At 42.6% G+C, this 23,001-nt stretch carries 20 protein-coding genes and 1 pseudogene; 4 read left to right on the forward strand and 17 right to left on the reverse strand.

Annotation, left to right across the window (positions count from 1 at the left end):
• Nucleotides 1–14: 14 nt before the first annotated feature.
• The 5 genes and pseudogenes from lhgO to ACFO3D_RS06230 all read right to left on the reverse strand — a co-directional run bounded on the left by lhgO (nt 15) and on the right by ACFO3D_RS06230 (nt 5,372).
• Nucleotides 15–1,208, reverse strand: a pseudogene (lhgO, locus tag ACFO3D_RS06210) (L-2-hydroxyglutarate oxidase).
• A gap of 104 nt (nt 1,209–1,312) precedes the next feature.
• The gene (locus tag ACFO3D_RS06215; protein WP_390293886.1) at nt 1,313–2,605 is read right to left on the reverse strand and encodes an Nramp family divalent metal transporter; all 1,293 of its coding nucleotides are present in this window, start codon (nt 2,603–2,605) and stop codon (nt 1,313–1,315) included.
• Between the two features lie 53 nt (nt 2,606–2,658).
• Nucleotides 2,659–3,354: a FadR/GntR family transcriptional regulator gene (locus ACFO3D_RS06220; RefSeq protein ID WP_390293888.1), complete on the reverse strand. Its 696-nt coding sequence runs from the start codon at nt 3,352–3,354 to the stop codon at nt 2,659–2,661.
• A gap of 178 nt (nt 3,355–3,532) precedes the next feature.
• Complete coding sequence (locus ACFO3D_RS06225; RefSeq protein WP_390293890.1) at nt 3,533–4,102, reverse strand: Maf family protein; 570 nt, start codon at nt 4,100–4,102, stop codon at nt 3,533–3,535.
• Between the two features lie 46 nt (nt 4,103–4,148).
• The gene (locus ACFO3D_RS06230) at nt 4,149–5,372 is read right to left on the reverse strand and encodes a M20/M25/M40 family metallo-hydrolase (protein WP_390293892.1); all 1,224 of its coding nucleotides are present in this window, start codon (nt 5,370–5,372) and stop codon (nt 4,149–4,151) included.
• A gap of 149 nt (nt 5,373–5,521) precedes the next feature.
• Here ACFO3D_RS06230 and ACFO3D_RS06235 point away from each other — a divergent pair, with 149 nt between their 5' ends.
• The gene (locus tag ACFO3D_RS06235) at nt 5,522–6,469 is read left to right on the forward strand and encodes a threonine ammonia-lyase (RefSeq protein ID WP_390293894.1); all 948 of its coding nucleotides are present in this window, start codon (nt 5,522–5,524) and stop codon (nt 6,467–6,469) included.
• Between the two features lie 67 nt (nt 6,470–6,536).
• Here the strand turns inward: ACFO3D_RS06235 and ACFO3D_RS06240 are convergent, their stop codons facing one another.
• Complete coding sequence (locus ACFO3D_RS06240) at nt 6,537–6,992, reverse strand: hypothetical protein (RefSeq protein ID WP_390293896.1); 456 nt, start codon at nt 6,990–6,992, stop codon at nt 6,537–6,539.
• Between the two features lie 157 nt (nt 6,993–7,149).
• A complete protein-coding gene (locus ACFO3D_RS06245; RefSeq protein ID WP_390293898.1) occupies nt 7,150–7,920 on the reverse strand; it encodes an acetoin reductase in 771 nt (256 codons plus the stop codon).
• Between the two features lie 190 nt (nt 7,921–8,110).
• Here ACFO3D_RS06245 and ACFO3D_RS06250 point away from each other — a divergent pair, with 190 nt between their 5' ends.
• Complete coding sequence (locus tag ACFO3D_RS06250; RefSeq protein WP_390293900.1) at nt 8,111–8,644, forward strand: phospholipase D-like domain-containing protein; 534 nt, start codon at nt 8,111–8,113, stop codon at nt 8,642–8,644.
• Nucleotides 8,645–8,709: 65 nt separating this feature from the next.
• On the opposite strand, the gene ACFO3D_RS06255 is transcribed toward ACFO3D_RS06250, so the two are convergent.
• Complete coding sequence (locus ACFO3D_RS06255; RefSeq protein WP_390293902.1) at nt 8,710–9,276, reverse strand: DUF4362 domain-containing protein; 567 nt, start codon at nt 9,274–9,276, stop codon at nt 8,710–8,712.
• Nucleotides 9,277–9,374: 98 nt separating this feature from the next.
• Nucleotides 9,375–10,556, reverse strand: coding sequence for a M20 metallopeptidase family protein (locus tag ACFO3D_RS06260; RefSeq protein WP_390293904.1), 1,182 nt, complete (start codon nt 10,554–10,556; stop codon nt 9,375–9,377).
• Nucleotides 10,557–10,664: 108 nt separating this feature from the next.
• Between ACFO3D_RS06260 and ACFO3D_RS06265 the strand changes: the two genes are divergently transcribed.
• A complete protein-coding gene (locus ACFO3D_RS06265; protein ID WP_390293906.1) occupies nt 10,665–12,086 on the forward strand; it encodes a YfcC family protein in 1,422 nt (473 codons plus the stop codon).
• Between the two features lie 152 nt (nt 12,087–12,238).
• Entirely contained in the window at nt 12,239–13,354 is a 1,116-nt protein-coding gene (locus ACFO3D_RS06270) for a C40 family peptidase (RefSeq protein ID WP_390293908.1), read from the forward strand.
• A gap of 84 nt (nt 13,355–13,438) precedes the next feature.
• Here the strand turns inward: ACFO3D_RS06270 and ACFO3D_RS06275 are convergent, their stop codons facing one another.
• From ACFO3D_RS06275 to ACFO3D_RS06310, 8 genes are all read right to left on the reverse strand, one after another.
• The gene (locus ACFO3D_RS06275; RefSeq protein WP_390293910.1) at nt 13,439–14,218 is read right to left on the reverse strand and encodes a hypothetical protein; all 780 of its coding nucleotides are present in this window, start codon (nt 14,216–14,218) and stop codon (nt 13,439–13,441) included.
• 156 nt (nt 14,219–14,374) lie between these two features.
• Nucleotides 14,375–15,697 carry a M14 family zinc carboxypeptidase gene (locus ACFO3D_RS06280; protein WP_390293912.1) on the reverse strand — a complete coding sequence of 441 codons (1,323 nt, stop codon included), beginning with the start codon at nt 15,695–15,697 and terminating at the stop codon, nt 14,375–14,377.
• A 624-nt stretch (nt 15,698–16,321) separates the two neighbouring features.
• Nucleotides 16,322–17,200, reverse strand: coding sequence for a cytochrome c oxidase assembly protein (locus ACFO3D_RS06285; protein ID WP_390293914.1), 879 nt, complete (start codon nt 17,198–17,200; stop codon nt 16,322–16,324).
• A gap of 322 nt (nt 17,201–17,522) precedes the next feature.
• Nucleotides 17,523–18,263, reverse strand: coding sequence for an SDR family NAD(P)-dependent oxidoreductase (locus tag ACFO3D_RS06290; protein ID WP_390293916.1), 741 nt, complete (start codon nt 18,261–18,263; stop codon nt 17,523–17,525).
• Between the two features lie 292 nt (nt 18,264–18,555).
• Nucleotides 18,556–19,899 carry a glucarate dehydratase gene (gene gudD / locus ACFO3D_RS06295; RefSeq protein WP_390293918.1) on the reverse strand — a complete coding sequence of 448 codons (1,344 nt, stop codon included), beginning with the start codon at nt 19,897–19,899 and terminating at the stop codon, nt 18,556–18,558.
• A 48-nt stretch (nt 19,900–19,947) separates the two neighbouring features.
• On the reverse strand, nt 19,948–21,453 hold the full coding sequence (locus tag ACFO3D_RS06300) for a tripartite tricarboxylate transporter permease (RefSeq protein WP_390293920.1): 1,506 nt from the start codon (nt 21,451–21,453) through the stop codon (nt 19,948–19,950).
• A gap of 12 nt (nt 21,454–21,465) precedes the next feature.
• Nucleotides 21,466–21,870, reverse strand: coding sequence for a tripartite tricarboxylate transporter TctB family protein (locus ACFO3D_RS06305; RefSeq protein ID WP_390293922.1), 405 nt, complete (start codon nt 21,868–21,870; stop codon nt 21,466–21,468).
• A 57-nt stretch (nt 21,871–21,927) separates the two neighbouring features.
• A complete protein-coding gene (locus ACFO3D_RS06310) occupies nt 21,928–22,971 on the reverse strand; it encodes a tripartite tricarboxylate transporter substrate-binding protein (protein ID WP_390293924.1) in 1,044 nt (347 codons plus the stop codon).
• Nucleotides 22,972–23,001: the final 30 nt, after the last annotated feature.

Genomic DNA, 23,001 nt, shown 5'->3' on the forward strand with positions numbered 1-23,001 from the left:
CCCCCACTCCTCGCCTAAAAGGGTACTCGCTCCATTCTATTCACTATTTCTTTTCCAATCTCGATTGACGCGGTAGCTGCTGGAGACGGTGCGTTACAGACATGTACTGCCCGCCTGTCTTGAATGATCGCAAAGTCATCTAGCAGATTGCCGTCACTATCAAGCGCTTGAGCACGTACTCCGGCTTTGGCCGGCATAATATCCTCCTCGGTAATCTCTGGAATGAAACGCTGCACATCCTTTATGAAAGCTTTCATGCTGTACGACCGAACCATCTCTTTCAGCCCTTCTGTCATATTCCGCCGGGCAAGCTTCAGAAACCCCGGGTATGTTGTACCTTCTAAAAAATCCTTCCAATGAAAATCCGATTTCCGGTACCCTTCACGCTTAAAACTATAGACAGCATTGGGGCCAATCAGAATTCTACTATCAGTCATCCTGGTAAAATGGACGCCGAGAAATGGGAAGTCAGGATTAGGTACCGGGTAAATAAGATGTTTAACCAAATGGCGCTTCTCCGGTTTTAGTTCAAAATACTCCCCGCGGAACGGAATAATTTTTAGGTCAGTCTTAATGTTGGCCATCTTGGCGACCCGGTCGGAGAATAATCCCGCACAGTTAACGAGGTAGCGGCTTTCGATGATACCTTTGTTGGTTTCAATCTCTACATAATCCCCTGAAACATGGATATCTTTCACCTCAGTACTGAGTGAAATCTCACCACCATTCTGCATGATCTGCGCCCCAAATGCTGCTGAAACCGCACTGTAATCAACAATCCCAGTACTGGGTACTCGTATTGCTGCAATCCCATTCACATGGGGTTCGATTTCATGAAGTTCCCCCACTGATATCTTTTCAACATCAAGCTGATTTTCCAGCCCCCGCTGATAAAGGTTTTCCAGCAGCGGTATTTCCTCTTCTTTAGTTGCAACAATCACTTTCCCGCATTGTTCATAATTAATCCCATGCTAATTACAGAACTCGACCATCTGCTGGTTACCTTTGCGGGCCAATTCTGCCTTCAGACTTCCTGGTTTATAATAAATTCCTGAATGAATCACACCACTATTTCTACCAGTTTGATGCTGTGAAAGCCCATCCTCTTTCTCTAGAATTATAATCGAGGCATTAGGGTGCTTTTTACTGAGTTCCATCCCAACAGAAAGCCCAATAATTCCCCCACCAATAATCGCATAATCAAACATCCAATCCACTCTCCTTGATGATTTGGGACAGGGGGACAGGCACCTTGTCCCAGCCTTCATACCTAAAAAGAGGGACAGAGTGCCTGTCCCCTGTCCCGTTCTGCTTATCCAAACATATCGATTAGTTCGATGATTCCTAGGTATCCGAATAAGAGTACACAGCAGGTTAGCACGGTGTTTGCAATCCAGCCGTTCTTAAACCCAGCGTCTACACGGTTTGAGTTTAATAACCACATTAGTGTAAGCGCCAAGAATGGCATGAATAGTGCTCCGAGTGCACCATACAGAATAACAAGGAATACTGGTTTACCGAAGAATAACAGCAGCATCGGCGGGAATGTCAGCCACAGAAGGTATGCACGGTATGCTGGATCTTTTTCAGATACCGGTTTATCAGACCGCTTACCTTTATTGCGTACAATCCGCACAAAGTCTGCGAACAGGTATGGTACACCATTCCATACACCAAGCAAGGATGAGAACGCCGCACACCATGCCCCAATCAGGAACATCCAGCGTGCAAGTTCACCGAATTCCTCGCTGAACAGGTTGGAAAGGGTTACGAGCCCTTCTTCCCCATTAATTTCAATCCCAGTTCCAAACAAGAATTCCGCACCAACAACGAGTAAGGAAACAGTAAAAATTGCTGTAATAACATAACCGACAGCGGAGTCCAATTTCATCATAGGAACCCACTTTTTACCTTCCCATTTGTTTTCACGAATCCAGTAACCATAGGATGCCATGGTGATCGTACCACCGACACCACCAAGAAGACCCATAACAAGCAATAGCGATCCATCGCCAGTCCGAGGTACCAGCCCGCTTATGATATTCCCGATATCTGGTACAAGAATAACGGCTGAACCGACAACCGTAATAAACATGACACCAATCATTACGGTCATAACGCGCTCAAATAATTTATACTTACCAGTCAAAACAAGCGCCATGCCGGCGAGCCCGTGAAGAATAGCCCATGCCCATAACGGCATTATCGGGAACATCGTTACCATCATAATCGCACTGGTCGACATCGCCGCCGCGCCATAACTTAATCCCCACAATACGGAATATATACCGAAGTATCCTGTTGCCCATTTTCCGAGCGAATGAAATCCTTCAAGAATTGTGTTACCTGTTGCCAATTGCCAGCGACCCATTCCCTCAGTGAAAAAGAATTTAAAAATGGAACCTACAATTATAGCCCATATTAAAGTCGTCCCAAATCCTGCACCAGCAACTAAAGCTGCAATCAGGTCACCAGTACCAACACCGGTTGCCGCAGTTACAAACCCCGGACCAACCATTTTAAGTTTCCCCTTGAAAGTCGATGGGGGGTTAGGTGAACCAGTAGTGTTCGGTTCTACGTTTTGATCAATAGTCTCTGCATTCATTTCACTTACCTCCCATTTGGGACATAAGGGTCTGACCCCTCGTCCCTGTTCTTTTATAGATATCTTTGTTTAACTGCCTCTAAGTGTCTGTCCATTGCGCGTCGTGCTTCGATAGCGTTTCCATTTTTGATTGCCTCGTAAATTGCACGGTGCTCTTCTAATACAATACGGCTTTGATCCGGTATTTTCAGGGTTCTTGCCCTACTTTCAATCAGCCCTTCCCTGATTTGGTCTGACAGCATTAACATAACACGCTCTGTAACCGAATTACCGGCTGCTCGGGCAATTGTCATGTGGAATGCCAAGTCTTCTTCCGCCGCTATATTGTTTTTCTCCACGGCACTCTCCAAATTTCGGAATGCTGCATATATGCTCTCCATTTCTTCTGCAGACCCACGTTCTGCTGCATAATAGGCAGCATCGCGTTCCAGTGCCAGCCTGAATTCCATCAGTTCAACTATGTCGACTGCCACCCCATGAATGATTGCATTGATCCTTGAAATCATATCCTCATGGCTGTTCTTCCGTAGATATACACCGCTGCCCTGTCTGATCTCAACCACGCCTGCTGACTCCAGTACACTAAAAGCCTCTTTCACAGAAGTACGCGATACGGAAAGTTTGTCCGCTAACATGCGCTCCGAGGGTAATTTCTCACCGTAGCAAATCTCCCCCTCTTCAATCTTTTGTTTTAACTGCTCAATTATTTCCTGATATATCCGTTTCTTTTTAACAGGCAAAAAATCCATTTTAATGCCATCCCCCCTTCACTCCACTAAGTGGCAAAGTGGGTGGTCCAGTTCAGTTTATTATAGAATAACAGCGTTTTCAATTCAAGGATTTTTCGGAAATTTAAGAGATTAACAAATCGTAACTAGTTGGCGAAGCATTAAAAAAACCAAGCATGATTACATGCCTGGTATTTATCTAACTAAAAAAATCACCAATATCTCTTAACTCCCTCACCACCCGGGATACAGGTAATCCGACCACATTGTAATAATCACCTGATATACCTTTCACCAAAACAGCGCCTTCACTCTGAATGCCATATGCGCCTGCTTTATCGAAAGGGTCCCGGGTTGCTATATATTGGTTGATTTCTTGGTCTGTGAGCGGCCAGAATTCCACGGATGTTTTCTCTACAAACACCCGCTCTTTATTCTGCGTCCGAAGCATAACACCCGTATAAACTTCGTGCACCCGCCCGCTCATGGAAGAGAGCATCTCAAACGCCTCTTCATCACTCGCTGGCTTTTCAAATATCCTATTCTGAAAAGAAACAACTGTATCAGCTGACAAGATAATTTCATTCTCACTTAAAATATCTACATGACGACCTTTCAGCAGAGCAAGTTGTTCCACTTTTTCCCGCGGGTCAGATGTCTTGATCAGCGATTCATCTGCGTCTTGCTTTCGAACCGTAAAAGGTATATTAATTTGATTCAGCAATTCCTGTCGTCTTGGAGACGATGAAGCTAAAATAAGTTTATACACTACAAAAACCTCCTTAACTGGGACAGCGGGGTCTGACCCCATGTCCCTATAACAACGGCTCAGTCACGCCTTCTACTCCAACTAATCCTAAGAGTGTGAGCAGGTTCTTTTGTACGCCAACATAAGCGTCGTTCGGGTTATACCATTCGTTCAGGGTATGCCACTCCCCGGCTTCACCGCCTATTCCAATGGCAAGCGATGGTATTCCCTGACTCATCGGAATGTTAGCATCCGTACTTACAGGACCTGACAAACGCGGTTCTCTCCCTACCGCCTCGATAGCTGCCCACGCAGCCTGTACAATAACATCATCATCACCCTGCAATGCCGGCGGACGATTTCCAAATCGATCAATCACCACTTCTATCTTGTCGCTCCCCCACCTATCATTCTCATCTTTCGCAGCCTTCTCAACAATCGCCAAAACCTGTTGCTCCAACTTATCCAGTTCTTCCTGATCATTCGACCTCAAATCAACAGACATACTCGCTTCCGCTGCTATTGCGTTTACGGAAGTACCGCCGCTTATCTCGCCAACAGTAAAGGTTGTCTTCGGGTCATCTATCGTTTCCAAATCCGAGATACCGGCAACTGCTCGTCCAAGAGCATGCGTGGCACTTGGCAATCCAAACGCTGCAAAGCTATGTCCGCCTGGTCCTTTATACGTCACTTTATACCGGTAGCTTCCAGTTCCCAGATAAACAACTCCCGCATCAGATGGCCCATCAATAGACAAAAACCCGTCTATATCATCATGCTCGTTAAAAAATGCTTTTACACCTCGTAAGTCGCCGGCGCCTTCTTCGCCAACTGTTCCGCCAAAAATAATATCGCCTGTATTCGGCAGATCCAATTCCTGAAAAGTTCGCACAATCGAAAGCAACTCTGCCAGCCCTCGTGTGTCATCACTGATTCCGGGTGCATACAGGATGCCATCCTTCTCCTTAACAGTCGTATCAGTACCTTCTGGAAATACTGTATCCAGATGCGCGGAAACAAATACTTTAGGCCCCTTCCCGCTACCACGTCGTAAGCCAAAAACATTTCCCTCATTATCCATTCGGACATCTTCAAGCCCTAACTCCTGAAGTCTCTGTAGGTAACTTTTTGCTCGTGTCTCCTCTTTAAAAGGAGGCGCCGGAATTTCCGTAATTTCAATCTGCTCCTTAACCGTCCTGTCGTGATCCGCCTCAATAAAATCCAGCGCCCTTTTTACTGTTGGATTCCCCTGTAATTTTTCATATGTATCTTTAACGTGCGATGAAATCATGTAATCCTCCCCTTCGTTACTGTGCCAATTTTAAAACCATTCTACCAGAAAAGAACCCTAAATCCCCCTCTTACGCCTTTCTTCTTCTAAAAGATAGACTCATTAACTATAATAAAAAGAACAGTAATAATATGGGAGGAGCCATGCCTTTGGTAACAGTAAATGATGTCAATCAGGCAAGAGAACAGATAGCTGATATTATCCATGAAACACCCATCCTGACCTCTAAAGAACTTTCTTCTCTATGTGGAAACCAACTATTTTTAAAAAGTGAACACCTCCAGAAAACAGGATCGTTCAAAATCAGGGGCGCGACGAATAAGGTTAAGCATGCGGTGAAGGACGGCGCAACGTTTATTACAGCAGCTTCATCCGGGAACCATGGCCAGGCGGTTGCCTATATCGCCAATAAACTTAACGTTCCCGCAACTATCGTAGTACCTGAAGATGCCACCATCAGTAAGTTGAACGCGATACGGGGATATAATGGTGAAATTGAGGAGTGTGGGACAACTTCTGCAGAGAGAATACCGCGCGCGAAGGAATTGGCCGAGGAAAAGAATGGTGTGTTCATCCCGCCATATGACGATCCCTATATCATTGCCGGCCAAGGTACCGTCGGCTTGGAAATAATGGAGCAACTTGAAGAGGTTGATGTAGTCGTTGCACCCGTTGGCGGTGGTGGACTTATTTCCGGAATTCTGACAGCCATCAAAGAAACGAAGCCATCGATAAAAATAATTGGAGCAGAACCGGAAACAGCGCAGGATACTTATCTTTCGCTTAAAAAAGGAAAAATCACTTCTATACCGGCAACACAAACAATTGCCGATGGATTACGATCGAGCCAGCCTGGTGATATGACATTTCCTATTGTGCAAAAATACTTGGATGACCTTGTACTTGTGAGTGAAGCCGAAATCCAGCAGGCACTCTTTTTTGTACTCGAACGCATGAAACAGTTAATAGAGCCCTCTAGCGCTGTAGGAATCGCCGCAGCTATGTTTGATAAACTTGGAGTGCGCGAGAAACGAGTAGCGTGCGTTATCTCAGGCGGTAATGTAGATGTACGGAAATTGGAGCAGTTGCTGCCATAAGTTGGACTACGACTGCAAAAAAAAGCGTTAGTTCGGATTCATTCCTGAACTAACGCTTTCCTCATAGTTATTTTGCCAATTCATCTTTAGCCTGTTTAGCCTTGCTTCCAGCAGACTTTAAATCCTGCTTGGTCTCATTAACCGTATTCAACGCGTCTTTGGAGTCCTGTTTGATTTCCTTCACTGATTGGACTGCCATTTCAGAGTCCTTCTTGACCTCTTTTACATCGTCCACAATTTCATCATTTGCCTTATCATAAATCTTTTGCACGCTGTCTACAGCTTCTTTTAAAACGCCAGCTGCATTCTTAGCTTTTGTCATTAAGTCATCCTTGGTCTCCCGTGGATTTTCTTTTACATTGCTTGTAGTTTTTGACACGGTTCCTTTTACACTACTGAGATTTTGCTTCACTTTTTGGCGTGTATCCTTATTCAGTAATGTGGCAGTTCCGCCCACGACAGCACCTATTGTTACACCTTTAAGAAATAGACTCTTTTCTTGTTTCTCCTGAGTTGCTTGCATCAAGGATCATCTCCTTCTTTTTCTTTATGAAAAGATATTTGCTAGTGTTTTCTATACTATTCTTGTACCACCATCACTTCATTGTTAAACAATTGGAGACTATAATCCCCTCTATAGCCTCTCTCTATAGAGGGGTGAGTTTATTTTGCGAAAAGAATTAGTGGACCTCGAGTCCGCCATCAATGTTGATAGCCTGTCCTGTCATATAATCTGAATCGGATGACGCTAGGTAAGAGACAAGGTTTGCAACATCTTCCGGAGTTTGGGACCGTTCAAGCGGAATCTGTTTAACCTGTTCCTCCCATGCTTGTCCCGGTTCCATGTTTTTGTATTCAACCATTTTAGCGTCAATACGGTCCCACATACTAGTTCCGACAATTCCCGGGCAATAAGCATTGACTTTAATTTTATGCTGCGCTAATTCTTTTGCCGCGGCCTGTGTGAGTCCGTTCACAGCAAATTTAGTGGAAGAATACGCACCTAACAATTCAAACGCAGTTTTTCCGGCAATACTGCAGGCGTTAATGATTTTTCCGCCATCTTCCTGTTCTTTCATTTGCTTCGCCGCCGCTTGAATACCGTATAATGTACCAAACACGTTGACATTAAAAATCTTTTCCAAATTCTCCGGTGTCACTTCTTCAAGTGGTTCAACTTGGTCTATTCCTGCGTTATTAACAAAAACATCCACCGAACCAAACTTTTCTACCGCGTCAGACACTGTCTTGAATTGATCATCCTGTTTGGAGACATCCCCCTTAACAGCAATTGCATCAATATCCTTTTTCTTAAATTCATCAACTGTCTCATTTGCCAAATCTAAATTCATATCATTTATTACTATCTTAAAACCATCCGTTCCCAATCGTTCCGCAATACCTTTTCCTATTCCCTGGGCTCCTCCAGTAATTACTGCAACTTTACTCATTCCGTTCACTCCTTTAAAAGAATTGCCTATATTACGGCTCTTCCCGGTAAGGTTGCCCGACAAACGTTAGAGACAGAATGCTCATCAAGCCCTACACCTGTAATAAGACAATCCCACTCCAACGTAAAGTTAAGAAAACAAACATAAGGGGGAAAGTCTAATTAACACTTTTATTACAATTGGAACCGCGGTGGCGACAGGAGCTGCCGTATCCTCGGTTTACTATTACTTTAAAAATAATGATGTGAGTCGTCCAAGTAAGTTACGGTATTATTTTTCCAAATCCGATGCCTCCCCACGGGAAGAACTCACCAACCTAATTGATAATGCCCAAAACACCATTGATGCGGCAGTTTTTTATATTACCGAAAAAAAGATTATCGCCCATCTTTGCAATGCAACTAAACGAGGAGTCGAAGTGCGGATTATCACCGACAAAGATAATGACAGGGCTCTTGATACCCTGGTAGACTGCGGAATTCCCATCAAAGTTAATACATACAAGGGAAATATGCACTTAAAAAATATGATTGTCGATAAAAAAATAGCCACTACCGGCTCCTATAATTTCACTTATAACGCGGAGTTTAATAACGAGGAAGTTGTAATTATCCTGGATAATAAAGAAATCGCCGGGGAATGGTCGGCGAAGTTTGAGAAAATGTGGAACGACAAGATCAATTACAAAAACTATGAATCCAAGAATCTAAAGAAATACGCCTAGTTACAGCTGATAAAGGTCAAAGAAAAACGCCTGGATGAAAAAGCCCAGGCGTTTAACCGTTGCGATCACTGGGGAATTGGCAAAAACCGATACTCCCAATGTGTTCTGCATTCATTTAACTTGTAAAATCCCTCCACCGTGTCTTTCGTTATGTATCCACACTGTTGACCGGCATTATTAAAAACGTCCTGAACTTCATTGTCGGATGGTTTGTAGTAGCTCAAATCCGGCTCTACACTGATCCAACCTTCGTTGGCATTTTCATCATACCTTGATTGCAGCTCATAAATAATTACACCTTGAAACCTAACATACTTTACTACTCTAATTTTACTTTCATTATTTTTTCCGGCAACTTCCATAAAATTTTCAAGTAGATCCACATTCTTTAATTCGTTATTTTTTAACACGACGTCGTTTTCATTAGGTAAATATTCTTCCGTGGCTTCTGGTTTAGGCTCATCAGGCGGAATAACTGTTGACTCACCAGATGACTCCATTTGTTCCTCTTGTTTGGTAGACATATCATCAGTAGAGTCATCTTCAGCAGTATTGCATCCAGAAAGGAATAAGGTGAACATAATTAAACTTAAAGAAAAAAGTATACTCTTCTCTAAAAAAGAATTCTTCATTTTTCCCTCCCCATCCTTCCTGTTATAAATAATTTACTTAACAACTACTTTAACATAAATTTACAAATAAACGCAGAGTCTATTTTCCATTCAACCTTTTAATTACTAATTACACCATGGTCCATTAGAGCAAGCAAAAACACTCTCCCTATTGTTTCCATGGCCCTCTCATCTACATCAAACATTGGATGATGGTGCGGGTATACTGCATTAATCTTCTCGTTTCGCCCACCTACAAAGAAAAATGTTCCTGGCACTTCCTTGAGATAATACGCAAAATCCTCAGCCCCCATGAATGGTTCCATTCGGAGAATTTCCAAATCAGTCAAATATTGCTGTGAGATTTCTTTCAATCTTCTTGTTTCCTCAGGATGGTTATATAAAGAGGTATGACCGTATTGATAGGTAATATCCACATTTGCACCTGTTTGCTTTTCTATCGCTTCAACACTATCCCGCAATTTTTGTTCGACGAGTTTCCGAACATTCTCATTGTATGTCCGTACTGTGCCTTTTACTGAGGCTGTATCAGGAATCACGTTCAGCGCCTCACCACTATGGAATGAACCGACCGTTACCACGGCCGAATCAAGCGGGGGAACATTCCGGCTTGTGATTTGCTGGATATTCACTACAAGCTGACTGGCCGCCACAACAGGATCAATGGTTAGATGCGGGAGGGCACCATGGCCACCTTTCCCTCTGATTTCAATTTCGAACGTATCGGCCGCAGCCATTGTATACCCTTCATTAAAAAGAATTTCGCCTACCTGATTCTCTGCCCAGACATGGGCCCCATAAACAGCATCCACTCCATCCAGACACCCGTCCTTAATCATACGTTCGGCACCACCCGGGGCAACCTCTTCAGCAAACTGATGAATAAACACAACGGTGCCATGCAGGTCCTCTCTCACTTGACTCAGGGTCTTGGCAAGTGCCAAAAGTGCTGCAGTATGGACATCATGACCACAAGCATGAGAAACTCCATCAATTTTTGATTTGTACGGAACGTCTTTCTCGTCCTGAATCGGCAACGCATCGAAATCGGCCCGCAATGCGATGGTTTTCCCCGGCTTCCCGCCTCTCAAATAACCAACAACGCCATTTCCACCAACATTTGTTTTCACTTCCAGCCCCAATTCCCTTAAATAACTCTCCACTATCTTGGGAGTTCTTTTTTCCTCATTAGATAACTCAGGGTTCATATGTAAATCTCTTCGTAATTCAACTGCTTCAGGCTGTATATTTTCAAGCTCTTTAAATAGTTTTTTAATCATTCAAGCTCTCCCCCATAAATCTAAATTATTTGATAACTGAAACGATAGCTATTATACTATACAACATATTTTTTAATTTCAACTAATTACGGAGGGATGCGACGTTTCATGAGTTCAGCAAAAGACGTAGAACCTGTTCAAAGTAAAAAATTAAAGAAAAAGTTCGAGATGCCTGACACATATGTGATTTTGTTCCTGGTCCTGCTGTTGGCAGTCGCTGCTACATATATTGTTCCATCAGGCTCGTTTGACCGGGAGACAATTGATGAGGTAGAACGTGTGGTTCCTGGAACGTACAGCCAGGTCGAAGGCGATACAATTGGATTTATGGATATCTTTCTGGCACTTCAGGAAGGAATGGTCCAATCCGGCAGCCTGATCTTTCTTGTCTTGTTCGCAGGTGGGGCCTTCGAAGTTGTTGAACGCTCCGGGGCAATCAGAGGTGGAATCATTCGAGCTGTCAATGTAACACAGGGAAAAGAATTCTGGCTGATTGCCATTGTTTCCACACTATTCGCGCTTGGTGGCGCCATCGGGGCAGTGGCCAATTCTGTTATTCCGTTTGTGGCGATCGGAATCATCATCGCGCGCGCCCTGAAGCTTGATGCGATAGTAGCTGTATCAATCACTTTCGGAGCCACTTTTGCCGGGTTTAACGTTGGTTTTCTGAACCCATATACCGTGGGGATCGCGCAAACTATTGCCGATATACCGCTCTTCTCGGGAATGTTGTACCGGATAATTGCATTTACGGTGATTGTGGGAGTAACCATCCTGTACACATGGAATTATGCAAAAAAAATAATGAAAGATCCTTCCAAGAGCCTTGTAGGCGTGTTGGAAGAACCTGAATCCAAAGAGGATCAGTTGAAGGCGCCATTCACTACAAGGCATAAAGTAATTCTCGGTTTTGTTGGATTATCGCTGGCATTTTTCGTCTTTGCCACCATCCAGTTCAAATGGTCCATTAACCATATGGCTGCATTTTTTATCATAATCGGTCTTGCCTCCGGAATCATAGCCGGGATGAATTATAATAAAACAGCCGTCACTTTTCTGGAGGGATGCCAGAAACTTGTCTACGGCGCCCTGATTATTGGTGTAGCACGGGCTATCCTTATTGTTATGGAAGATGCACAGATTTTGGATACCGTTGTACACGCCCTGTCCATACCGCTTACCGAATTAACACCGGTTTTTGCCGCACTGGGAATGTTTGTCGCAAATGGCTTGTTGAATTTTCTGGTACCTTCCGGAAGTGGACAGGCTATGATTGCAATGCCTATTCTCTCACCACTGGCGGACATGATTGGAATCACCCGACAGGTAGCCGTTCAGGCCTATCAGTTTGGTGATGGCTTTACAAACAGTATCTTCCCAACATCCGGACCATTAATGGCCAGCCTCGCCGTAGCCGGAGTAGCATGGATCAAATGGGCACGATGGATGCTCCCACTACTACTCATATGGGCACTCATCGCAGTAATCATGCTAAGCGTCGGCGTCATGATCGGCTGGGGACCAGTATAAGAGGGACAAGGGGTCAGACCCCTCTGTCCCTTATTTTTCATTTGGGACACGGGGTCAGACCCTCATGTCCCATTTTTTAGAAAAATCTATCAAGTATTTGTAGAATCGTGTTATAATATAGTCATTCTAAATGAAACGGATGGTGGTGTATTTTGGCGAATAAGAAGATTTTTATGTCCGTGACTGCAACAGCGGCAATTGCGGCAACATTGGTCGGTGCAGACGATGCGGAGGCAGCTTCGTATAAGGTACAAAGCGGAGATTCATTATGGGAGATTTCCCAGAAATATAATGTAAATGTCAGTCAACTTAAAACATGGAACAATCTGTCGAGTAACATTATTTTCCCGAATCAGGTACTTGAAATCTCGAAAACCACTAACCAATCAGAGTCTAAATCTAATTCAAATTCTACAAAAAACACATCAAATAATACGTCAAAAAGTAACTCTGCTGCTACATACATAGTCAAATCAGGTGATACACTTAGCGGAATTGCTTCTAAACATAATATTGCACTATCTGATTTAATGAAATGGAACAACTTGGACTCAACTTTAATTTTTCCTGGGAATAAATTTGTAGTCTCTAAAGCTGCTTCAACAGGAAACTCTGGAAATACAGATTCAAGCAATAAATCTGATGAATCGGTAACTGTGGATACTAACAATCAGCAGGTGGCTTCATCCAAGGTGTACACCGTGAAATCCGGAGACACGCTATCTGGAATTGCGGCGAATTATGGAGTCTCTGTTACGGATCTGAAGAGATGGAACGGGTTAAACTCTGATTTGATTCTGATTGGTCAAAAACTGGCAATTAACTCAGAAGCTGGCGGGAAATCCAATGAAGCGGATAAAACTAACTCAAACGACAAAAATACCGCTCCGCCGTCCGATATCGATTACAATGTAGATGAGCTGCTAAGTGCAGCGAAAAGCATGCAGAATGTCGGCTATGCATGGGGCGGCTCCACACCTGCCGGATTTGATTGCAGCGGATTTATCTATTACACCTATCAGCAAGCAGACAAAGACGTAAAACGACATTCCAGCAATGGCTATTATAATCGTTCTTATTATGTAAACAAACCGAAGCCAGGCGACCTTGTATTCTTTGAAAATACATACAAGAAGGGAATCTCCCACCTCGGAATCTATCTTGGTGGCGACCGCTTCATTCATGCAAGTTCAAATGGGGTAACCATTTCTAACCTGAACAGCTCATACTGGAGTAAACACTTCGACGGATACAAACGTTTTTATTAAGTAGGACAGGTTCCATGCAGCCTGCTCACACTAATAGAAAGAGTATTATAAAGGATGACTGGGCTCAACCAGTCCTCCTTCCTTTTATTGTGCAAATGTACCCTTAGAAACAGTCAAATACTGTCCTTCTGCTACATTTACATTATACTTACCGTTAAATATGTTATTATCGACGATTTCATTATTTCCTACAGGTCCGGATAAAATGGCAACATAACCTTCTCCCATACTCTCAATAGTGTAAGTGTTTGGTTTAATATCATAGCCGACCTTATACATCCCGGATCCTTGATAATTTTCGCTGCTATTCACTACTTCATATAATTCTTTTGCTCCGCTAACTCCTAACTGCTCAAAGGCTGTGGTATTTACTAGTACGCCTTGCGTTTCCAGATTAGCTGTCCCGTGTACATACACATAACCAAAACTATCAAAGATTTCATTATCGACTATGTTCCCTGCACCGTCCGTTTCACTGTAATATTTCCCGCTTCCATCAAAGGGAATAAAAGCATATTCCCCTTTTGGAATATCCCCTTTGACATAGGACCCCGTGTCAAATGCCAATCCTTCATCCATTAACGTGACAATTTGCCCAACCATCCTCTGCTGAGGTGTCTCCTCAACAACTTCTTCTGCTTCCGGCTCAGTTTTCTCTTCTTTTTCTTCTATATCTTCAGTTGGTTCGGATTCTACTGTGTCATCAGGGTTATTCGAGCTATCACTAGTAGAGGTTTCACTAGCCTTAGCTTCCCCATTTGCTATATCCTTCTCAACCTCAGTCGATTCAGGTGAATTAATCGCAATCACAATAATTATAGCAATCACCCAAAACCAAACCCTCTTGTAAAACGGCTTCTTCATAATATTGCCTCCTCAGATTAAATACTTAACATACTTATATACTAACTGGAAGGCTATACAAGAATATGTATAAGTCTTACAAAAACATAAGAAATTGTTGCGAGTCCAAAAATAGCGTTAGCCCCACCCAAGGAGCTAACGCTTTTATTTTTCTAATTAAAATGCTTTATCTTCTCTGGTTGTCGGATCGCTGATTCTGTTTGCAGACTTCGGAATATCATCATAAATTTGTGGGTCCACGTTGTGAATCGAACCATCAGCCAAACCTTCAAACACTTCAAAGAGCGGCTGGGTTACGGTTTGTGTCAGCATTCCATTCTGCTTTTGGCCCAATGTCTGGCTCTGCCCCTTGATTTCAATCAACATAATCGCAGCATCATTCAGAGCAAAAGCTCCAAGCGCAGTTCCCGGCAGGTTAACATCAGGATATTTCTGAATTGCACCGTAGTGCGAGTTCCCTTTTTGTAACGCAAGATATGACAGGGCGTTCACCTGTTTACCCAGCTTTAGAACATCATCGTCAACATCGTAAGTTTTGCCTGTAAATGGATCCTCGTATTCCTGAGTTGCTACTACCGCTGCAAGTTGAACAGGGACCGAGCGATTATCTTCATCGGACAGTTTATTAAAGCCGCGGTGATGAACATCAACATAAACATCCGGCTGGAACTCTTCAAACACAGATGTCACGGTCCTTGATTCTGCCGTCACATATAGACCACCGTAGTCACTATCGTTCAACGTATCACTATTGAGGAAATCTGCCACCTCAGATTTTTGAAGGTCCTCAATAGCTAAGTCAAAATTCGGGTTATAGTCCCGGTTTTGGTCATACCCAGGGATACCGTAAACAATCCGACCGTTATTGTTCTGAGCTCGTTCACTGCCATCTTCATTATAGTACCAAGGTGACGGAGTATCAGCAGGCAGCCCTAGTTCTTCTGGATTCCAGGTTTGATGCGTATATCTCGTAGGGTACCAGCTATCCTCGTACTGGTTATCAGCGCCCTCAGGATTAATCCGCGGCATAATCCAGATAGAGACATTTTCCAAAATCTCATTTACTTCTTTACCATTGGAGGACAGCTTTTGAATAATATCAACCGCGGCCTCGGTACCAATTTGTTCATTACCGTGAATCTGTGTGGTTATCATGATTTTTTTCTTATCAGGGTCGTTATCGCCAAACTTCACGACATATAACGGTTCACCCTTCTCATCATCAGTAGAATACCCATCGGGCGCCAAATTAGAATAGCCAGCAATCTCCAGCTTCATCTTCCCGTTTGATTTTTCCTCAAAATGTTTGAGCTTCTCATACAACTCCTCGTTGCTCATGTAGTTGGAAAGTGAGATATTCTGCTCATTCTCGATGTATGGACCATTAGGAGTGGTCTGCGGATCTGCAGCAATACTGGACGAAAACAGCATCGCGGATGCAAGTGTTACGGGAACAGCTAATTTGACTAATTTCTTCATAAACATGCCTCCTAATAATATTTTCCCCAAAATTCACCGGGAATCTATTAATATTGTACAGGCCAATAATTGATAAGTTTGTCAAAATAACGGTGCCGTTCATAAAAACTTCTCAACAGTTTCCTTCAAAACAGCACCATATTCTACCGCCTGGCTGTCTTTAGTAGGAAGTCAATAGATTCACAAAAAGAGTGGGCCTCCGACAAAAGAAGGGATATTTTATGAAATTATTGTCGATGCGAGACGATATTTGATGAAGGCGTTCGACACAGTTTTACATTTTAAATCAAACTTTTTTATCCATTACTTACTGTATGGACATACGTTCCTTTATTTATGAAAAGAAGGAAATCTAAGCGAGTTTGCGGACATAGGAAACCTTATTCAGCCCAAATCTCGAAAGAATATAGGCTCCATTGTCGAATAAGGAACCTGATGTCCGCATCCACCTTAAATCTCTTGGTTTTTTTAAAATAAAGCCTTTTCCATAGATAAGAGCCGTAATTATTTCTACAAAAAAGGAGTACCAACCGATTTTCGATTTGCACCCCTTATTTGTACACGATTTTCATTTTCTGTTTTAACCTATATCATTTGTTGCGAATTGTATTTCAACATCCGTTACTACCGCTTTCTCCCTCTCCGGTTCTTATTACGATTATTCACCTTAATGGCAATTCCCTGAACAACGCGAGTGTCTTCGTCAACCATACCTTCTCTCTCATCTTCCTGAATACCCCAGTTTCTGAACAGATAATAAAGGGCAAATGAGAAGCTGGTAAGCTGGACGGCCTTTATAATTCCACCCGCAAGTTGTTGATCACTTACCGCACCAAGCGCTGGGAAATGTTCTCCTGCTACCGTTGCATATGCCGGGTATTCCGCCCCTGTCAAAACAAGCAGATAAATACCTATTGGCATCAAAAATAATGCCGTGAAAAAAACATAGCCGATCCGCATCAAATAACTGTGACCCGGCGTATCCGAAGAGGGCTGAATAATAATCCACCATATAAAGAAGGCGAAAGTGTAAATAAGCATCTCGGCCAGGAACTGCAGGAATAGATTTCCATGAATGTTGTTAAAAACCGATGGGACAAAAAACAGCGTAACAAGCCCATTGAACACCACAGCCAATGGCCAAGGATGGGAAAATAATAACTTTGCTATTTGTGATCTTTTGTGGTTCCAGAACAAGGCCTTGATATATTGCTTCGGTAAACTGAGAATAATCAACGGGACGACCACAAACGCTATCACGGACAGCTGAAGCGTCAGGATACTAAGCAGATAGTGGTCCGCAATCAGGCCAATTGGACCACCCTCTACCAGATAAAAGAGCAGCACTGCCGTGAGGAAATAACCTTTTTCCACTCTGGCAGCTTTATAATGCGGAGATTTAATGAAAGTTTTTATATACCAATAACTTGCAAGTAATGCAGCCACCAGACTGAAGGGGCCGACAATTTCATACCATGCATAACCGGACAACAACGAGATCATATAAACTCCCCCATTCCGCCCTGACAACAGGCATATTCGCCTTAAGTGTACCAATTGGGAAAAAACAGGACAAGAAATGGGTCTGGGACAAGGGGACAGGTCCACTGTCCCAGTCACTGACATTGAATTACTTTTTCCGCTTCATAAATATACTTATATCACACATTACAGTGCCATCCATACAAACGGTGTTCCGGCGCTCCAATAATAAAGCAGCCATCCTCCTCATACGGAGAATGGCTGCCTGGGACATAGGGGTCTGATCCCTCGTCCCAATTCCATAAGCAAGCCCCCGGGCCTTAGCCTGGGGACCTCTCTTTGTTTATTGCGCTGTATATCCGCCATCCACATGGATTGTGGTACCTGTAACAAAATCGTTTTCACAGAGGAATACCACTGCATGTGCGATTTCCTCAGGTTTTCCAAGACGACCAATTGGATGCTTATCTACCAGTTGGTCATAGAATTCGCCCAGACTCTCTTTATTAACCATTCCGGATTCAATATAGCCTGGTGCAACAGCATTCACGCGAATATTCTTATCAGCATATTGCAGACCGAGTGATTTCGTCATCAGATTGACAGCACCTTTTGAGGCGTTATATGCAAAAGCACTTGGTTCACCTACCGTACCCAAAATGGAAGATGTGTTAACGATGACACCACCATCGTGTTTCAACATGTTCTGTACCGCATATTTGGAACCGTAGAATACACCGTCCTGGTTAATAGAAATCACTTTTTTATAATCTTCATCTGTAAGTTCATGTGTTTCGCCCTGCACACCAATACCGGCATTATTGAACATAATATCTACTTTCCCGAACTGATCCACTGTTTTCTCTACAAGGTTCTTTACCTGTTCCTCGCTGGAAACATCCGTCTTAATAAACAACACATCTGAGCTATTACCTGCCAATTCCTTTTCGGCTGACTTGCCGCCCTCTTCGTCAAAATCTGCGATAACCACTTTTGCACCTTTTTCAGAAAACGCCTTAACGGTTGCAAGCCCAATACCTGATGCACCACCGGTTACGATTGCTACTTTATCTTTAAGTTCCAATTCTGATTCCTCCTTTGGAAAGTATTCCTATACAGGTGTACTCTTCCCATTACTGACTTTTTTATATCATTTGTTTTTGTGACGAATTAACAACACTTTGTATTTCTCAATGCTTCTTGGAAAACCAACCATATATAGAACCATATCTAACTGTCTCCACATTTTGGACAGAAATGGATAAGGGAAGAGGCTTAGTGTCCCCGTCAAAAAACAACCACCCTCCTCAAATGGAGAATGGCCTGGGACATAGGGGTCTGACCCCTTGTCCCTCACCCCCTTGTCCCTCTTTGGTTTACCGTATAAGTGAAGGGCGTTTATTATCAAATTTCCAGTCAGGAATAAGATACCTCATCGCGATTGAATCGTCCCTTGCTCCAAGGTTCATGTTTTTATAGACATTATTGGCTGCTTCAATTTGTTCCATATCAATTTCTATTCCCAGTCCTGGTTTTTCCGGAACTTTAATTTTACCGTCTTTTATCTCAAAAGGCTCTCTCGTTAACCGCTGACCGTCCTGCCAAATCCAATGGGTGTCAATGGCAGCAATTTTACCAGGAGCAGCCGCTGCCACATGGGTAAACATTGCCAACGAAATATCAAAGTGGTTATTTGAATGTGAACCCCATGTCAATCCAAAATCATTACACATCTGTGCTACCCTTACCGAACCCTCCATTGTCCAGAAGTGCGGATCGGCAAGAGGTATATCTACGGCCTGTAATTGGATCGTATGCGCCATCTGTCTCCAATCGGTTGCAATCATGTTGGTAGCTGTAGGAAGTCCGGTTGCCTTTTTGAATTCACTCATAACCTCACGAGCTGAAAATCCATTCTCTGCTCCACAAGGATCTTCTGCATATGTCAATACATTATGCTGGTCTTTACATAGTCTGATTGCCTCATCCAATGACCATGCACCGTTCGGATCTAAAGTTATTCGCGCTTCAGGAAATCGTTCGGACAGTGCAGTAACTGCTTCCATTTCTTGTTCCCCGGACAAAACTCCCCCTTTTAGCTTAAAATCACGAAAACCATATCGCTCATGTGCGGCTTCAGCTAAACGTACAACTGCTTCCGGCGTTAAAGCCTCTTCATGTCGGAGACGCAACCAGTCGTCGGTCGCATCAGGATTACTCTTATATGGCAAATCTGTTTTATTTCGATCTCCAATATAAAATAAATACCCTAATGCCTCTACCTCGGACCTTTGTTGTCCATCACCCAACAGGGCTGCCACAGGAACATTTAAGTGCTTCCCAAGTAAATCCAACAAGGCTGCTTCTAGTGCTGTCACCGCATGGATTGTGGTCCGCAAATCAAACGTTTGCAGACCACGACCGGATGCATCACGATCCGCAAAGGTTTCTCTGACTTTTCTCAAGATATTCTTATATTCACCGATTGATGCATCCATCAGGAGGGGTTTAGAATCTATTATCGTTTGATAGATTTTTTCTCCTCCGGGTACTTCCCCTACACCTATGTTCCCACTGTTATCTTTAAGAATGACTATATTACGGGTAAAAAAAGGACCATGGGCACCGCTTAAATTAAGAAGCATACTATCACTTCCAGCCACGGTATATACTAAAAGGTCAACTAACTTTGGTGTCTTATTTTCTATTTCTACTTGCATTATTATCTCTCCTAATCTCTCCTGCTGGTATTTTAATAAATACAATACTTAAGCTGCCTTTTGTTCACTTTTATTTTTGGACTTCTGGTTATCAAAAATGGCATAACCTACCGAACCAAAAATCAAGACCCATATGACGATTGCTGCAGGTCCATTTGTGAAAAAGACGGTTAAGTCACCCCCACTACCTTTTAGACTGTCGATAAAGTATTTTTCAGCCTGCATCCCCAGAATAAATCCAATCAAAAATGATGGAATCTGGATGCCGATTTTCGGGAAAATATACCCTAATAGCCCGAATAACAGAAGCGTCCATACATCAAACATAATCCCATTGTTGATAGCGTAAGAACCAACAACACATGCCACCACTATGATTGGGAAAATAATATACTTTGGTATCAGAACAATCTTTGCGAAATATTTAATTGCGAAAAACATCATTAAAAACATGACTATATTTGCTATGACTAATGCAAATATAATTCCACTCCACAGGTCCGGGTTCGAGGTTATGAATAATGGCCCAACTTCAATACCTTGTAAAATAAACGCCCCGATCAGAATGGCTGTTGTACTGTCCCCGGGAATCCCTAAGGAAAGTAAGGGAATCAATGCACCACCAATCAAACCATTATTAGCTGCTTCACTAGCAACTAATCCTTCTGGCTCTCCATCACCAAACCTTTCAGGGTGCTTAGAGAAGTTTTTAGCTTGTGAATATGCTGTAATTGAGGCGGCGCTACCACCTACACCTGGTAGTATCCCTATAAATGTACCGAGAATAGCAGACCGAACCACATTGATTTTTTGCTTTAAAAAGAAGGAAAACTTGAACCTGTTCTGTCCTCTTCCTTTTTGAAAATCAACCTTCTGATGGGAGGCAGCTTTCATCCCTTCTTCTGCTTCTTGCAACAATTGCCCTATCGCGAACAATCCAATCAATACGGGTAACAAGGAAAAGCCGTATACGAGTTCATCCTCAAAACCAGGAGGCACAAGCCTCATTGTATTATTATCCATAAAAGTACCAATCAAGCTTACGAAGATTCCCAGGAGACCACTGAAGATTCCTGCAAGCATACTCCCTTTTGAAATTGCTGCAATAACTGTCAAAGCAAAAACAATTATCAAAAACTTCTCAACCGAGGAAAAATCAATTGCGACAGAGGAAAGAATAGGTGCAAAAAAGTATAAAATGGTTAAACTGAAGAATCCTCCAATGATGGACGCTGTGATACCTACTTTTAAGGCTTTCTCCCCTTCTCCTTTTTTAGTCATCGGATAGCCATCAAACGTTGTACAAAGTGAGGAAGGAGTGCCCGGGATATTTAATAGAACTGCAGGCACTAACCCGCCGCTTATCCCTCCAACATACAGGCCTATTAAAAGACCAATAGAATCGATCATATCCATTGCATATGTAATGGGTAAAAATATCGCTATCGCCATCGTAGCAGTCATTCCAGGAATAGCACCCATGATTATTCCGATAAACACTCCGAAAAAACAAAGCCCTATAGACAAGGGTGTTAATACTTCAAATAATGGCATGGTCTCCCTCCTTTAAGGTAAAGTGATGTCAAATAATCGCCCAAATATATACCAGACAACAATAGTGGTTGTAAGTGAATTTGTAATGGAAACAATTATTGATTTTTTCTTTACGTTGCCTATATATAAAAGTGTTATTAGAATCATGAATACAATACTTGCCAATATGAAACCAATCCATTGAAGTGCCAATGTATACACAATCAGTAAAGCGATAGATCCATAGAATTTCAATTTATCGTAGTTCTTGCTGAAGAACTTAAACTGCCAATCACTTAGCTTTCCAGCTTTCAAGCGTTTATAAAGGTTTGTTATCAATAGAATTATCCCTAATGTAATGAGAATGCTTATAATGATTCTTGGAAAAATGAGATGATAAGTGCTATAGGTCATCTCAAGTGTGAAAAAATCTTTCATTATTCTCACCTTCCTTTTTGAATGAGGAAGCTGTCAATCGACAGCTTCCTGTTTTTATTACTTTGTGATCTCATCAAGGCTTGGTGCGTTTTTAATGATATACCGGAACTTTTCTCGCTTATTAATCAAATATTCTTTAGCCTCATCAGCCGGTTTGTAATTGACAACATAAGTATTCTTCTTTAGATCCTCTGCATAATCAGAGTTTTTCGCCACGTCCGCAACCGCTTTATTCAATGCCTCTGCAAAGTTTTTGTCCACGTCTTTCGGAAGTAGGAAGAAGAATTCTTTATCAAATACGAACTCCTCGCCATTAACTGTTATTCCCTGCTCAGCAAATGTAGGTATGTCGTAGCCTTCTACTCGCTTACCAGCTGTAATGCCGAGGAACTTCATCTTAATTTTGTCTTCAACGCCATCTTGAGTGTACTGTTTATTTGAACCAATTGAACCGTGGATAATATCGGCATTACCATCCCATAATGCCTGGTTCTTATCCTCTTGCGAACCGGTAACATAAGCATGAATACGATCTGAAACTTCTTCTCCATATTCCTCTTTCACCCACAGGTAGTAACCATCAAAGACAATTTCAGATACGCCACCAGATTCAATCGCTACGGTAACCGTTTCATTCGGGTTTTCTTTCAGCCATTCAGCCGATTCTGCCATCGTGTCATAAGGAGCATCTGCCTTAGTTAAAAATGCATTACCCGGATTCGTTGCTATAACAGGACCAATAGTCCAATTTTCCAACTCATGTTTACTCTCAAACGAACCATACTCTACTCCCAGATACGCCATATCATGGAAAAACATGATGGTGCTTCCGTCATTCTTTGCTTTACTTAATTCGTCAAATGCCCGTAAGGCTCCTACAGCGTCTACCTTCATATTAGTATCTAGCTCTTTTTCAACATACCTGCTGACTGCCTCTGCATTCTGATAGGTATCCCCACCTGTTGAGGAAGAACCGATTACTACCCGTATTCTGTCCACATCCACACCTTCGTCGGCTTTGGCATTATCAGCCTCTGATCCACATGCAGCTAAAGTTACAGTTACAAGAGCCAACAATAAAAACATCAACAACTTTTTCACAAAATCGCCCCTTTATTTTAATATAAAAAA

This window comes from Virgibacillus kekensis, assembly GCF_042654125.1.
In the GTDB taxonomy this organism is placed as follows: Bacteria; Bacillota; Bacilli; order Bacillales; family Amphibacillaceae; genus Lentibacillus; species Lentibacillus kekensis.

Coding starts and splice junctions, on each gene's coding strand:
- ACFO3D_RS06215 (WP_390293886.1), bottom strand. CDS start 2,605: ATGAATGCAGAGACTATTGATCAAAACGTAGAACCGAACACTACTGGT.
- ACFO3D_RS06220 (WP_390293888.1), bottom strand. CDS start 3,354: ATGGATTTTTTGCCTGTTAAAAAGAAACGGATATATCAGGAAATAATT.
- ACFO3D_RS06230 (WP_390293892.1), bottom strand. CDS start 5,372: ATGATTTCATCGCACGTTAAAGATACATATGAAAAATTACAGGGGAAT.
- ACFO3D_RS06240 (WP_390293896.1), bottom strand. CDS start 6,992: ATGCAAGCAACTCAGGAGAAACAAGAAAAGAGTCTATTTCTTAAAGGT.
- ACFO3D_RS06245 (WP_390293898.1), bottom strand. CDS start 7,920: ATGAGTAAAGTTGCAGTAATTACTGGAGGAGCCCAGGGAATAGGAAAA.
- ACFO3D_RS06255 (WP_390293902.1), bottom strand. CDS start 9,276: ATGAAGAATTCTTTTTTAGAGAAGAGTATACTTTTTTCTTTAAGTTTA.
- ACFO3D_RS06260 (WP_390293904.1), bottom strand. CDS start 10,556: ATGATTAAAAAACTATTTAAAGAGCTTGAAAATATACAGCCTGAAGCA.
- ACFO3D_RS06265 (WP_390293906.1), top strand. CDS start 10,665: ATGAGTTCAGCAAAAGACGTAGAACCTGTTCAAAGTAAAAAATTAAAG.
- ACFO3D_RS06275 (WP_390293910.1), bottom strand. CDS start 14,218: ATGAAGAAGCCGTTTTACAAGAGGGTTTGGTTTTGGGTGATTGCTATA.
- ACFO3D_RS06280 (WP_390293912.1), bottom strand. CDS start 15,697: ATGAAGAAATTAGTCAAATTAGCTGTTCCCGTAACACTTGCATCCGCG.
- ACFO3D_RS06285 (WP_390293914.1), bottom strand. CDS start 17,200: ATGATCTCGTTGTTGTCCGGTTATGCATGGTATGAAATTGTCGGCCCC.
- gudD (WP_390293918.1), bottom strand. CDS start 19,899: ATGCAAGTAGAAATAGAAAATAAGACACCAAAGTTAGTTGACCTTTTA.
- ACFO3D_RS06300 (WP_390293920.1), bottom strand. CDS start 21,453: ATGCCATTATTTGAAGTATTAACACCCTTGTCTATAGGGCTTTGTTTT.
- ACFO3D_RS06305 (WP_390293922.1), bottom strand. CDS start 21,870: ATGAAAGATTTTTTCACACTTGAGATGACCTATAGCACTTATCATCTC.